The 14,852-nt window shown below is 33.5% G+C and carries 12 protein-coding genes; 2 read left to right on the plus strand and 10 right to left on the minus strand.

What is annotated here, in order from left to right:
- The first annotated feature begins 572 nt into the window (after nucleotides 1-572).
- Nucleotides 573-1,727: an SH3 domain-containing protein gene (locus tag Z054_RS30280; protein WP_024770843.1), complete on the plus strand. Its 1,155-nt coding sequence runs from the start codon at nucleotides 573-575 to the stop codon at nucleotides 1,725-1,727.
- Between the two features lie 320 nt (nucleotides 1,728-2,047).
- Here Z054_RS30280 and Z054_RS0114865 read toward each other — a convergent pair whose 3' ends face one another.
- From Z054_RS0114865 to argS, 4 genes are all read right to left on the minus strand, one after another.
- Nucleotides 2,048-2,932: a bifunctional 5,10-methylenetetrahydrofolate dehydrogenase/5,10-methenyltetrahydrofolate cyclohydrolase gene (locus Z054_RS0114865; RefSeq protein WP_024770844.1), complete on the minus strand. Its 885-nt coding sequence runs from the start codon at nucleotides 2,930-2,932 to the stop codon at nucleotides 2,048-2,050.
- Nucleotides 2,933-2,969: 37 nt separating this feature from the next.
- Nucleotides 2,970-4,298 carry a signal recognition particle protein gene (ffh, locus tag Z054_RS0114870; protein WP_024770845.1) on the minus strand — a complete coding sequence of 443 codons (1,329 nt, stop codon included), beginning with the start codon at nucleotides 4,296-4,298 and terminating at the stop codon, nucleotides 2,970-2,972.
- Nucleotides 4,299-4,636: 338 nt separating this feature from the next.
- Nucleotides 4,637-5,104 (minus strand): GNAT family N-acetyltransferase, encoded by a 468-nt coding sequence (locus Z054_RS0114875; RefSeq protein ID WP_084050375.1) that lies wholly within the window; start codon nucleotides 5,102-5,104, stop codon nucleotides 4,637-4,639.
- A 149-nt stretch (nucleotides 5,105-5,253) separates the two neighbouring features.
- The gene (gene argS, locus Z054_RS0114880) at nucleotides 5,254-7,032 is read right to left on the minus strand and encodes an arginine--tRNA ligase (RefSeq protein WP_024770847.1); all 1,779 of its coding nucleotides are present in this window, start codon (nucleotides 7,030-7,032) and stop codon (nucleotides 5,254-5,256) included.
- Nucleotides 7,033-7,376: 344 nt separating this feature from the next.
- On the opposite strand from argS, the gene Z054_RS0114885 reads away from it, so the two are divergent.
- Complete coding sequence (locus Z054_RS0114885) at nucleotides 7,377-8,021, plus strand: chromophore lyase CpcT/CpeT (RefSeq protein WP_024770848.1); 645 nt, start codon at nucleotides 7,377-7,379, stop codon at nucleotides 8,019-8,021.
- A 14-nt stretch (nucleotides 8,022-8,035) separates the two neighbouring features.
- Here the strand turns inward: Z054_RS0114885 and Z054_RS0114890 are convergent, their stop codons facing one another.
- From Z054_RS0114890 to carA, 6 genes are all read right to left on the minus strand, one after another.
- Complete coding sequence (locus tag Z054_RS0114890; RefSeq protein WP_024770849.1) at nucleotides 8,036-8,446, minus strand: RrF2 family transcriptional regulator; 411 nt, start codon at nucleotides 8,444-8,446, stop codon at nucleotides 8,036-8,038.
- A 61-nt stretch (nucleotides 8,447-8,507) separates the two neighbouring features.
- The gene (gene ctlX, locus Z054_RS0114895) at nucleotides 8,508-9,416 is read right to left on the minus strand and encodes a citrulline utilization hydrolase CtlX (RefSeq protein WP_035092098.1); all 909 of its coding nucleotides are present in this window, start codon (nucleotides 9,414-9,416) and stop codon (nucleotides 8,508-8,510) included.
- Nucleotides 9,417-9,452: 36 nt separating this feature from the next.
- Nucleotides 9,453-10,415, minus strand: coding sequence for an arginase (locus Z054_RS0114900; RefSeq protein ID WP_024770851.1), 963 nt, complete (start codon nucleotides 10,413-10,415; stop codon nucleotides 9,453-9,455).
- A 184-nt stretch (nucleotides 10,416-10,599) separates the two neighbouring features.
- Nucleotides 10,600-11,886, minus strand: a complete 1,287-nt coding sequence (locus Z054_RS0114905) for a citrate synthase (protein WP_024770852.1) — start codon at nucleotides 11,884-11,886, stop codon at nucleotides 10,600-10,602.
- A gap of 175 nt (nucleotides 11,887-12,061) precedes the next feature.
- Complete coding sequence (eno, locus tag Z054_RS0114910; RefSeq protein WP_024770853.1) at nucleotides 12,062-13,351, minus strand: phosphopyruvate hydratase; 1,290 nt, start codon at nucleotides 13,349-13,351, stop codon at nucleotides 12,062-12,064.
- Between the two features lie 184 nt (nucleotides 13,352-13,535).
- Nucleotides 13,536-14,651 (minus strand): glutamine-hydrolyzing carbamoyl-phosphate synthase small subunit, encoded by a 1,116-nt coding sequence (gene carA, locus Z054_RS0114920; RefSeq protein ID WP_024770854.1) that lies wholly within the window; start codon nucleotides 14,649-14,651, stop codon nucleotides 13,536-13,538.
- Nucleotides 14,652-14,852 lie beyond the last annotated feature (201 nt).

Genomic DNA, 14,852 nt, shown 5'->3' on the forward strand with positions numbered 1-14,852 from the left:
AACGTTATTACCAGAGCCCACAGACCGCGTGTTAAACCTATGTTAAAACAAATATAGTCCTTGCCCCCATCAAATCAAGCCTTTTTCACTTTTACATACATCTTTAATACATGACTTACAAAACCGACAATGCTATTGAAAAATTATAATTAAATCGGTTGTATTGACAAAAAAAATCGTTGAAAAACACAAAACGATGAAAATAAATTGTTATTTTTATTGAAATAAAATGAAAACAAGTTGTGTTTTTCATATTAAAACATTACTTTTGAGTCTGATTTAATGGTTTTCTTTTCAGTATTTTAATCGAAAGTATTGAAGTTTTGCTAGAGCAAAAACACTTTAAATTATTGAAAAACAGATCATTACAGATTAGATTGTTCTTTAAAAAATTGTAATTCTTTTATTGTTCATTAGAACGTTTTAAAAGAAGAAATTAGAGCTAAAATATTTTTGGCATCTTTTTTGAAGATCGATTTTTGACGGTAAATTATGTTTTTTTATAAATTTTTAATTAAAGAAATAGTAATATTAAATTTGAATTATAACCCAATCTACTTAAAACAAGCGATATGAAGTCTATTTTTACATTTATTCTGCTTTTGGTGATTACTTTCTCGTCTGCTCATGCTCAGGATGGGCAATACTTAATGTCTTCTAATAAATTAGAAGTTCGAAGTGGTCCAGGTCTACAATTTAATACCATCGCCGAGGTTCCTCAAGGAACTCAGGTGTATGTAATGAGCTCTAATTATGGAGAGTGGAGTGCAATACAGTTCAAGAAAATGAACGGTTTTGTACTTAGTAGCCTATTAACCGAGGATAGCCGAATTGCAGATGCAGAAAAAGCTGCTCAAGAGGCAGCAGCAAAAAGAGAAGCAGCAAAACAAGCTGCGGCACAAGCAATTGCACAGGCAGAAGCTGCCAAGAAAGCTGCAGAAGAAGCAGCAAGAAGAGCGATTGCTAATGCAGAACGTCTAAAAAGAGAAGCAGAAGCAACGGCTGCAAAAGCTATTGCCGATGCAGAAGCAGCAAAACGATCAAAAGACGTTGCTGCACAAAGAGCTCTTGCAGATACAGAAGAAACAAGAAGAGCGGTAGAAGAAGCTAACAAAAGAGCTGCAAGAGGTTCGAATGTAGCCTCTAATCCTATCGAATCTACAACACCATCTTATGGTTCTAGCTCAAATACGAGTTCTCCTAAAGCTGCTTCTATAGAAGTATCTAGAGAAGATAAATACTCTAGCTGGGAGAAAAAGACATATAAGTCTGGTGCTACTCCAAAATCATTTAACTTTAAAGGTAAGTTTGACTACAAACTAGATAACTACCTTAAAATTAAAGTAGGAAAAAATACAGAGGTAGTTGTTAAAATGTACAAAATGGGTAAAACCAAAGCTGATGATCAGTTAGTACGTGTGACCTTTATCAACTCAAATTCTACTCAGTTTATCAGAAACGTTCCTGAAGGAGAGTACTATCTTAAAATTGCATACGGTAAGCAGTGGGCAGAAACCACTAAGGATGGTAAAAAATTCGGAACTTTTACTAAGAATGCATTATATGAGCATAGTCAGCAAATCTTAGATTTTAACACAGTTAAAACTTCTAAGGGTATCAACGTTCCTTCTTATAACTTAGCATTAGATCTTCTTCCTAGTGGAGGTGGATATAGTACTGGTAGTACAGATGATAATATCACTGCAACTAAATTTAACGAAAACTAAGAATACAATACATACATTTTATAATCACCAAAATATAAATGTAACATATAATAAACACAGTAAGGTTTTTTTTTAGAACGAAATCCTTACATAACTAAAAAGCCTGTATATACGATCGTATATACAGGCTTTTTAGTTATTAGTTACGAATAGACATATCTTAAGGCGATTAAAAGCTACCAAATCAAGAATTTCAAACATAATGCAGAAAAATTAAGTCGACATTAACTCTTTTTAATAAAGAATCTAAGTATTGACACACCTTTACTGTTGTAAAAAAACTTAGACTGCTTTACTATCTAGACCTAAACAACCGATACCTATTTATTACTACGGTGTCTTTCTCTTGCCAATAATGTATTTTTAAGTAACATCGCTATTGTCATTGGTCCTACTCCTCCTGGTACAGGAGTAATAAAAGATGCTTTTTTGCTTACATTTTCAAAATCCACATCCCCAACAATCCTATATCCCTTTGGGTTAGACTCATCAGAAACTCTTGTAATCCCAACATCAATAACAACCGCATTTTCTTTCACCATCTCTGCCTTTAAAAAATTCGGAACTCCCAATGCAGAAATAACAATATCTGCCTGAGCAATGATTTGTTCAATATTTTTGGTATGACTATGGGTTAATGTAACTGTAGAATTACCAGGAGAACCTTTTCTTCCCATTAAAATACTTATGGGCCTACCCACAATATGACTTCTACCAATTACCACAGTATGTTTTCCTTTGGTCTCTACATTGTAGCGCTCTAATAATTCTAAAATACCAAATGGTGTAGCAGAAATAAAAGCTGGCATCTCTAGTGCCATTTTCCCAAAATTCATAGGATGAAAACCATCTACATCCTTATCAGGGTGTACTGCTAAAAGTATTTTTTGTTCATCAATTTGGGAAGGTAGTGGCAATTGCACTATAAAGCCATCGATATCATCATCTTCATTAAGCTCTTTGATCTTTGCCAACAATTCTGTTTCACTGGTAGTATCAGGCATTTTAACCAAAGTAGACTCAAAACCTATTCGTTCACACGCTCTAACTTTGCTACCCACATAGGTTAAACTTGCACCATCATTACCTACCAAAACTGCTGCAAGATGTGGTACTTTCTCACCACGTTCTTTCATTTTCTGGACCTCAACAGCTATTTCATCTTTAATATCGTTACTTACTTTTTTTCCATCTAATATTTCCATTTGCCTAAATTACCAGTTATTTCCAAAAAAATTATAATTATTTCATTTTACCCATCATCTGCATCATTCGTTTTCCACCGCCACCTTGCATCATCTTCATCATCTTACTCATCTGATCAAATTGTTTTAACAATTGATTCACCTGCTGTATGGATGTTCCCGAACCTTTACCAATACGTTTCTTTCTGCTAGAATTTATGATTTGCGGTTTTGATCGTTCTTCTGGCGTCATAGAATGTATAATAGCTTCAATATGTCTAAACGCATCATCATCGATATCCATGTTTTTCATCATTTTTCCTGCTCCTGGTATCATTCCGATCAAATCCTTCATATTACCCATTTTCTTAATCTGCTGAATTTGTTTTAGGAAATCATCAAATCCAAACTGATTTTTAGCAATTTTCTTTTGTAGTTTTCTCGCCTCTTCTTCATCAAACTGTTCTTGAGCACGCTCTACCAGAGATACAACATCTCCCATTCCCAAAATACGATCTGCCATACGAGAAGGATAGAACACATCAATAGCTTCCATTTTCTCTCCTGTACCAATAAATTTAATAGGTTTATTGACAACCGATTTTATAGATATTGCCGCTCCACCTCGAGTATCACCATCCAGTTTGGTTAAGATTACTCCATCAAAATTAAGCACATCATTAAAGGCTTTTGCAGTATTAACCGCATCCTGCCCTGTCATAGAATCAACAACAAATAAGGTTTCATTAGGAGTAACGGCTTTATGGATATTTGCAATCTCTGTCATCATCACTTCATCAACTGCCAGACGCCCTGCGGTATCAATAATAACCACATTAAATCCATTTGCCTTTGCATGTGCCACACCAGCTTTAGCGATAGCAACCGGGTCATTGTTACCTCTATCACTAAAAACTTCTACATCAATCTGTTCTCCAACTACATGTAACTGATCAATCGCTGCAGGTCTATATACATCACAAGCAACAAGAAGTGGTTTTTGAGTTTTTTTGGTTGCAAGAAAATTAGCCAGTTTCCCCGAAAAAGTAGTTTTACCAGAACCTTGTAATCCCGACATCAAAATAACCGATGGTTTACCAGATAAATCAATATCCACAACATCACCACCCATCAATTCTGTCAATTCATCCTTGACAAGTTTTACCATCAACTGCCCAGGCTTAAGGCTTTTCAAAACATTTTGACCTAATGCTTTTTCTTTTACGGTTGCAGTAAATTCTTTGGCAATTTTATAATTTACATCGGCATCAACTAATGCTCTTCGTACTTCTTTAAGTGTCTCTGCAACATTTACTTCTGTTATCTGCCCGTGACCTTTTAGAATATGTAAAGCCTTATCTAGCTTATCACTTAAATTATCAAACATATATTTTCTCGTATTTTGAAAACACTACCTTTATCGATAGATCGGTGCAAATTTAAGGATTTGAAGTGTATAAATAAAGGATGGAATTATAGAATTACAGAATCAATACCAAACAATATAGCAACGCATGCATTTTTTTTACCAAAAACAAGATCTGCATAAGGTTTTGCGTTTTATTTTACTATAAAAAACTGAAGACCATTTATATATCTAAATCATGAATCTATTTTTCAAAATTCTTTCAAAATAAAAGTATTCTTCCAAAATTATTCATAGAAAATGTGTTCTAAATGAAGTAGAACTAGAATTTACCTCCGATTTGATTTTTGATATTAGTCTTAGAGATGTTTTACTCCACTATAGCTTATTATTTCTTCTCCCCCAACTACTTTTGAAGCATTTTTTATAATTTCAAAGCCATTTTTCTGAAAAAACGAACGGGTTAACATATTAACCTGTGTAGTTAATGTCTTTATATTTGTTTTTTGTGCTATCTCTTCAATAGTGTGATATAATTCACTAGCAATTCCTCGTCCATGATAATTCATATGAACAAATATATACTCAATATTTCCTTTTGAATCCATAGAAAAAGAACCTACGATTTCACCATTTAACTTAGCATTATAGATAAAGTCTTTATTAAATTTCTTTTGCCAGTATACTTTGTTTATGGCCAATCGAGAGTAAATTTTGATTTCAGATTTTGTAAATACCATAGAACCATAAGTAATAACCGTCTGATAAAACAAATGTTGCATCAACGGTAAATCTTGGTCAGTTGCTCTTGATATTTGACACTTCATAATACTAAAATAAAAAAACAGATGATTTAATTTAGCATTTTACTATTGATTTTTACTACATATTTAGACAAAAGGAATAAAAAATCGATATTCTTCTCCTTTTTATTCAAAAAATATCGATCCTAAAGGTTTTACACCTATATCAAAAACTACATTCGTTTAGGCACGCTAATCCCCAAAAGTTTAAATGCCGATTTAATAGTGTTACCTACCAGACTAGAAATCTGAACTCTAAATGCTTTTTCCTGATCTGTATCTGCTCCAAATATAGATACATTCTGAAAAAACGAATTATAACTCTTTACCAGATCATAGGTATAATTACTAATTATAGCTGGACTAAGTTCATTCGCAGCATTTTGAATAACTTCTGGATAAAGCTCTAATTGTTTAATGAGCTCTTTTTCCTTTTCATGTAATGCTATATCGACAATCGGGCTATTGTAATCAAAGTCTGCTTTGCGTAGAATTGCTTGAATACGTGCATAGGTATATTGTATAAATGGGCCTGTATTTCCTTGAAAATCTACTGATTCTTCAGGATTAAAAAGAATGCGTTTTTTGGGATCTACTTTCAAAATAAAATATTTTAATGCCCCAAGTCCAATAGTACGGTAAATTTCTGTTTTTTCATCTTCGGTATAACCATCTAACTTACCCAAATCTTTAGAAATCTCACCAGCAGTTACTACCATTTGATTAATTAAATCATCAGCATCTACTACGGTTCCTTCTCTACTTTTCATTTTACCACTAGGCAAATCAACCATACCATAACTTAGATGGTGTAAATATTGTGCCCAATCATATCCTAATTTCTTCAAAATTAAAAATAGCACTTTGAAATGATAATCCTGCTCATTCGCTACAGTATAAATCATCCCTCCTATATCTGGATTATCCTTAACCCGTTGTATGGCTGTTCCGATATCCTGAGTCATATACACTGCAGTACCATCACTACGTAGTACTATTTTTTCATCAAGACCTTCATCAGTAAGATCACACCATACCGACCCATCTTCTTTTTTAAAAAATACACCCTTAGCTAACCCTTCTTCGATATTATCTTTACCAAGGAGGTATGTACTACTTTCATAATAATAACTATCAAAACCTACTCCCAAAGTTTTATACGTCTGGTCGAAACCTTCATACACCCAACCATTCATCATTTCCCAAAGCTTCACCACTTCTTCATCTCCTGCTTCCCATTTACGAAGCATTTCCTGGGCTTCTACTATAACTGAAGCTTCTTTTTTTGCGTCCTCTTCTGTTTTACCATCCGCAACTAACTGTGCAATTTGACCCTTATAGACTTGATCAAATTTTACATAATAATTTCCAACTAATTTATCTCCTTTTAACCCAGTAGATTCTGGTGTTTTTCCTTCACCATATTTCTGCCAGGCTAACATAGACTTACAGATATGTATGCCTCGGTCATTAATAATTTGGGTCTTAAGCACTCTTTTACCACTAGCTTTAATAATCTCTGCTACAGCATACCCCAAAAGGTTGTTTCTTACATGACCTAAGTGCAAAGGTTTATTTGAATTAGGTGAGGAATACTCTACCATAATCGCTTTATCTCCTTCTGAAGGGGTAACAAAACCATAATGCTCAATATTTCTGATTTCTGTAAAAAAATTAAGGTAATATGAATCCGAAATTACTAAATTCAGAAACCCTTTAACCACATTATAAGCGTCAATTTCTTCTACATTCTCTATCAAATATTTACCTATAGATTCTCCTATCTGCACAGGATTTCCTTTTACTACACGAAGCATAGGAAATACCACTACGGTAACATCTCCCTCAAACTCTTTTCGGGTGGCTTGTAATTCTACAGATTCCAGATCAGCACTATACAATTGTCGTATCGCATCTTTTACTTTTTCTGAAATGGTTTGTTGTAAACTCATCTTCTTAAAAAATTAAGCTGTAAAGATAATAGAAATTACACAGCGATACTACGTGTTTTCACATCATTTCATTATATTGTACATAAAAAAACACTAGTCAACAACTCGTACAAAAACCCCCTGAGTTAAATTAGAAAACATATCTAGAAATCATCCTTCCTTTTGTATCAGCATAGGTAGATTGATTATTTATGACACAAATGATATCTATTTATTATTTTGCATTTGAGGTTTCGATCTGCAAGATTGTATAGTTAAATCAAATTTACTAGGACAAAACGCTAAGTTTTATCGATAAATTGCATTTTTTTTCGTATTTTTTATATATTTATTAAAACAATCATATGAGGCAACTATTACTAATTATTTTTCTATCAACATTACTTTCATCCTGTAATTCTAATCCTGTAAAAGATCTTGAATTACACAATTTGGTAGCTTTATTAATTGGTGAATTTTCTAATAAAGAACAAGCTGAAAATGATTCTAGCTTTGCCCATCTTAACTTAATTAATATTAGAATCTGGAAAGACAAACCTGGGTATTGGATATATTCTGAAGTATCAGATGCAAAAGGAGATCATTACGTATACAATCAGACTATATTAAACTATGAGAGATTAGATTCCTCGACTATTAAAAGCACAAGTTATAAAATCATTAGTGTAAAAGATCATACTACAGATCTAGACAATCCTGAATTTTCTAGCAAACCTTCGCCCGAACTCTTCGATAGATTAACTTTGGATAGCCTGAAAATGAAAACCGGATGCCAAGTATATTTCAAGAAAAAGACTTCGACAATATATTCTGGTAAAACAGGTAAAGGATCTTGCAATAACAATATTGATTATATTGATTATATCATGAGCACCTATGTGGTTAGTAAAAGCAAAATATCTATATGGACTAAAGGATATAACAACAGTGGAAAACAAGTATGGGGTAAAATCAAAGGACCTTATAAATACAAAAGAATCAGCAATTAAAGATCACTTTGTGATTACTTCACAAAATCTGCTAATGTTTTATTTTCCAGAACTTTTAACGTGCTATCTCTCACCTCAATCATAACACTATGTACCGCGCACTTATCTTCATCGGGACAATCGTCGCACTTTTCATAGAAATTAAGACTCACACAAGGCACCATAGCAATAGGCCCTTCTAAAACTCTAATTACAGATGCCATTGTGATATTTTCTGGTTCTTTAATCAAATAATATCCTCCTCCTTTTCCTTTTTTAGATCCTAAAAAACCTGTTTTTCTTAGTGTTAATAGAATGCTTTCTAAAAACTTTTGAGAAATATTCTCATTAGATGCAATCTCTGAGATTAGTACGGGGTCATCGCACCTCTTTTTTGCAATATATGTAAGTGCCTTTAGGCCATATTTAGTTTTTTTTGAAAGCATACTTTAATTGATTTCTTGTAATTTATAGTTACTAGTGAAGTTTTAACTACAGCTTATAGAACTACAAACTTTTCGGAAGAAAAACTTCTGCCATCATGCAACGTGCACTCCCTCCACCTAATGTTTCAATTGTATTCAGATCACTATGAAGAATTGCGCAATGCTTTTCTATCTTGACAATCTGATCTTTAGTTAGGCTCTTAAATGCTGCGGATGACATGACAATATAGCGCTTATCTCCCAAACCAACAACTTGGAGCATATTACCCGCAAAGTTGTTTACTTGATCTTCTGTAATTGCAATAATCTCTTTACCATCATCTTTTAAATGATTAACAAGATTTTTACGTTCTTTTTTATCATCTATAGATTCCAGACATATAACTGCAAATGTTTCTCCTACTCCCATCATAACATTGGTATGATATATTGGTAATCGTTTTTTATTAACAGTTTGATAAGCAGTAAAGACAACAGGTGTGTATTCAAAGTCTTCACAAAATTCTATAAACAAATCTTCATCTGCGCGAGGAGATAATGCGCAATATGCTTTTCTATTTACCCTATCTAACACCAAACTACCAGTACCTTCAAGAAATAGTTCTTCATCTTCAGCACTGGTATAATCTATAATATTATTTATTTCAAAACCAGAAACTTCTATTTGATCCAAAACTTCGGGTCTACGTTCCTTTCTCCTATTTACTGCAAACATTGGATATAATCCCACATCCCCATTTGCATGAAAAGATACCCAGTTATTAGGAAAAATAGAGTCAGGAGTATCATTTTGAGGATCATCGTCGATTACAATTACTTGTACTCCAGCTTCTCTTAATACTTTTACAAATTGATTAAATTCTTGTTGAGCTTTGATATTAGCTGCTTTTGGATCTATACCTGCAGTTTCCTGATAGTAATTATTTACAGCAGTTTGTTCATTCATCCTAAATTGAACCGGACGAATCATTACTATGGTATTGGTTATCTGTTTTTCCAAATAAATTTAGCTTATCATTTTTTCTGTAATCGTTGCTGTTGTCGCTTTTAATACATCAAAAGCAGCTTCTGCCATTTTATTCCCTTTATTATCCAATGTAGGGTTAACTTCTACTACTTCAAAGCAAACTGTTTTCTCTGTTCTCACAAATGCCTGAATAATACGAATTGCCTCATTAATATCAAATCCTCTAGAAACAGGTGTTCCTGTTCCTTTAGAAATCAAATCACAATCCATACTATCAACATCAAAAGATATATATATCATATCGCAGGATTCTAATCTTTGAATTGCTTCTTCAAGGCATTGTTCAAATCCACGGTAGCGCATTTCTTCTACCATATAATTTTTAATCCCATTTTCTGCAATTACTCCTTCTTCTGGTTCTTCTGTATCTCTTACTCCAAAATACACAATATTTTGATGTTCAATTTTTTGCCCTTCAATGCCAATATTTTTCATCTTGTTCCACAAATCGGCTGTCTCTTCTGACACCTCATTGATCTTAAAATTCAAATTATCATTAGAAAGTGCTGCTGCCAATGGCATGCCATGAATATTCCCTGATGGTGATGTATACGGTGAATGTACATCGGCATGAGCATCTATCCACACCACTCCTAATGTTTTGGTGGGAAAAGCTGCTTTTACTCCACTAATTGTACCCAAAGCTGATGAGTGATCTCCCGATAACACAATCGGGTATATATCTTTTTTAAGGTTTCTTGACACGCTATCACTTAATCGAGTACACACGTTAAGTACACTACCTATTCGCTTAGCGAATGAGTTGTTTACCTTATTATAAATAGTTTCATTCTCTGTTTCTACATTTTCATAAGAATACAGATTAAAATAATCATCATTTTTATTAATAGCTGCAATTTCTATTGCATCAACTCCCAGATCAGAACCTCTTGTTCCTGCGCCAATATCTGATCTATTTTTAACTAATTTAATTTCTTTCATTACTTATGCTACTGTTTTTAATCGCTTTCAGAAATATTCTACAATTAAAACATCATTATTCAATCTATTTTATCGAACTCATTTTAATAACTTATCTCTTATTAGAGATGGTATAAAGATAAAATAAAAAAGCCTTACTACTATTGATTATAATGTAAGGCTTTTTTATTTGTATATCTAATGCTTATCTATTTTCTACTTTCACAAAAGGTCTGTAGTTTTCACCAACATATATTTGTCTTGGCCTTCCGATTGGTTCTTTACGAAGTCTCATCTCTTTCCATTGAGCTATCCATCCAGGCAACCTCCCCAAAGCAAACATCACGGTAAACATTTCTGTTGGTATACCTAAAGCTCTATAAATAATACCTGAGTAAAAATCTACATTAGGATATAGTTTTCTTTTTACGAAGTATTCATCTTCGAGAGCTACTTTCGCCAATCCTTTGGCAATATCAAGAACCGGATCTTCAATACCTAAATCTCCTAGTACTTCTTCTGCCGATTTTTTGATAATATTAGCTCTTGGATCAAAATTTTTATATACTCTATGACCAAATCCCATTAAACGGAAAGGGTCACTCTTATCTTTAGCTTTAGCAATATACTTAGCCGTATCTCCTCCATCTGCTTTGATTGCTTCAAGCATTTCTATAACAGCCTGGTTTGCTCCTCCATGAAGCGGACCCCATAATGCAGACATCCCTGCTGATAATGACGCAAATAATCCAGCATGAGAAGACCCTACAATTCTAACGGTAGAAGTAGAACAGTTTTGCTCATGATCTGCATGAAGTATCAATAATTTATCCAGTGCATCATATACAAGCTTATTTGGCTCATAAGCCTTATTAGGTCTTGCAAACATCATTTTATGTAAATTCTCTACATATCCTAATGAGTTATCTCCATAATCCAATGGAAGACTTTTTCTTTTTCTCATTGTCCAGGCCGCTAGTACTGGAAATTTTGCTAATATTTTTACAATAGCATTATACATTTCTTCTTCAGAATCAACATCTACTGATCCTGGATTAAAAGCTATCAATGCGCTAGTCAAAGAAGACAACACTCCCATTGGGTGTGCACTTTTAGGAAATCCGTCCAAGATTTTCTTCATATCCTCATCGACATGAGATTCTTCTTTTATATCACTATCAAATTTTTCTAATTCTACTTTTGTAGGTAGTTCCCCAAAAATCAATAAATAAGCAACTTCTAAGAAATCTGCCTTTTCTGCCAATTCTTCAATAGAATATCCTCGGTATCTTAAAATTCCTTTTTCTCCATCTAGAAATGTAATACCACTCTCACAACTTCCGGTATTTTTATACCCGGGATCAATGGTTGTAACCCCTCCAGTTGCCCCTCTAAGTGTTTTAATATCAATTCCTAATTCTTTCTCTGTTCCTTCTATTATCGGAAACTCATATTTATTACCGTCGATTTCTAACGTTGCTATTTTTGACATTTGATTATTTTAGAATTTTGCTATTATTGTAGGATTGCTAAATTACGAAATATAGTGTTAACATAGTATTAATCGTAAGATCATTTTCACCCTTACACTCATTTTCAAAATTATATAAAAAACAAAGCGACTACCTAATTTAGATAGTCGCTTTATATTCTATTTATAACCTTTGTTACTTTACTTTAAATGCATTTTCTTTTGGAAAATACGCAATACTTCCCAACTCTTCTTCAATACGAAGTAATTGATTGTATTTTGCCATTCTATCACTACGAGAAGCAGATCCTGTTTTGATTTGCCCTGTATTTAAGGCAACGGCCAAATCGGCAATAGTATTATCTTCTGTTTCACCAGAACGATGTGACATCACAGAGGTATATCCTGCATTATGTGCCATATTTACTGCTGCAATAGTCTCGGTAAGCGTTCCTATTTGATTAACTTTAATCAATATTGAATTGGCGATACCATTTTCAATTCCTCTTGAAAGTCGTTCTACATTAGTAACAAACAAATCATCGCCAACCAATTGAACTTTATCCCCTACCTTATCAGTAAGATATTTCCATCCTTCCCAATCGTTCTCATCCATACCATCTTCTATAGAGATAATCGGGTATTTTGAAGCTAGTTCGGCAAGATAATCTGCTTGCTCTTCACTCGTTCGTATTACTCCTGTATCGCCTTCAAATTTTGTATAGTCATATTTACCATCAACAAAAAACTCTGCTGCTGCACAGTCTAGTGCAACCATTATTTCATCACCAAACTTGTATCCGGCTTTCTTTACTGCAAGAGCAATTGAATCTAAAGCATCTTCTGTACCATCTAATGCTGGAGCAAATCCTCCTTCATCACCTACAGCAGTACTCAGACCTCGGTCATGTAATACTTTTTTAAGGTTATGAAAGATCTCGGTTCCCATTTGCATTGCATGTGTAAAATTTTTGGCTTTTACTGGCATAACCATAAATTCCTGAAATGCTATTGGAGCATCACTATGCGAACCTCCATTGATAATATTCATCATTGGTACCGGTAGCGTATTAGCACTTACTCCTCCAACATAACGATATAGTGGCATACCTAGTTCGTTTGCTGCTGCTTTTGCTGCTGCTAATGAAACTCCTAATATTGCATTAGCACCAAGTTTTGATTTGTTAGAAGTGCCATCCAATTGGATCATAGTTTGATCTAATAAATTTTGATCAAATACAGAATATCCTAATAACTCCTCAGCAATTATTGTATTTACATTTTCGACAGCTTTAAAAACTCCTTTACCCATATATGCTGCACCACCATCTCGTAGTTCTACAGCTTCGTGTTCTCCTGTAGATGCTCCAGAAGGAACAGCTGCTCTTCCTAAAACACCGTTTTCGGTAATCACGTCTACTTCTACAGTTGGGTTACCACGTGAATCTAAAATCTGTCTAGCGTGAATATTAATAATTACACTCATGTTTTTAATTTATTTTGTTGGATAATTTTAATTCTTCGCAATATACAAAACCAGTATCCTTTAAGCTCTTCAAAAAAACCATAATTTACCACAGAAACCATGATATAACAGTCAAGTTATCAACTATAACGTTATAGGTTATAGTTTTACCAAAAGAGCCAAAAGCTACCATGCTACTGTTATATTATGCTGTAACTTTTGTTTTCTTAATATTCTCAATAAATTGATCAAACAAATAGATTGAATCATTGGGCCCAGGGCTAGCCTCTGGATGGTATTGTACAGAGAAACAGTTTTTATTTTTCATTTTGATTCCTGCAACAGTATCATCATTAAGATGCACATGAGTTATTTCTACATCAGGATGTTTTTCTGTTTCTTCTCTATGTATTGCGAAACCATGATTCTGTGAAGTAATTTCTCCTTTGCCAGTAATCAGGTTTTTAACCGGGTGGTTTATTCCTCTATGCCCATTATGCATTTTATATGTGCTTATCCCATTAGCCAATGCTATTACCTGATGCCCCAAACAAATACCAAATAGTGGTAAATCTTTTTCAAGAATCTCTTTTGCTGTTGCAATTGCCTGAGTTAATGGTTCTGGATCACCAGGACCATTAGAAAGGAAATATCCATCTGGTTCCCATCCGCTCATTTCTTCGAATGTAGCATTATAAGGGAATACTTTTATATATGCGTCTCTGTTAGTCAGATTACGAAGTATATTTTTCTTTATTCCTATATCCAAAGCTGAAATCTTATAAGTAGCATTAGGATCACCTACAAAATAGGGTGTTGTAGTAGAAACTTTTGAAGCTAGCTCTAACCCATTCATATCAGGAACTGCTGCTAGTTCTTTTTTAAGTTTATCTATATCATCTACCTCTGTAGAGATTACAGCATTCATTGCTCCATTATCTCTAATATAACTTACCAATGCTCTGGTATCTACATCAGAAATTGCCAACAGATTATGTTTTTCTAAAAATTCTTGCAACGAACTATCTGCGAGATCCCGTGAATATTCGTAACTAAAATTCTTAACAATCAAACCTGCAATTTTAATGGAATCAGATTCTATTTCGTTTTCATTAGTTCCATAATTACCTATATGTGCATTGGTAGCCACCATTAATTGCCCATAATACGAAGGATCTGTAAAAATTTCCTGGTAACCTGTCATACCAGTATTAAAACATACTTCACCAAAAGCACTACCTTCTCTTCCCACAGCTTTGCCATGAAAAATAGTACCGTCTGCTAATAAAAGAACTGCTTTTTTTCGAGATTGATATTTCATTTGTTATGCCTATTGTTTTTAATGGTCCGACAAAATTCACATAGTATTTATTTTGATTGGTATTTCAATCTTTATTACTATGTTTATTTCATCATTTTTAACTTTATTTGATTATAAAATTTCCGTTTTGGCGGAAACCAAACCTTTTAGAATTATTCAAAAAAAAAGGATAAACGACGAACGTTTATCCTTTTTTTATTA

The organism is Aquimarina macrocephali JAMB N27 (assembly GCF_000520995.1).
GTDB lineage: Bacteria > Bacteroidota > Bacteroidia > Flavobacteriales > Flavobacteriaceae > Aquimarina > Aquimarina macrocephali.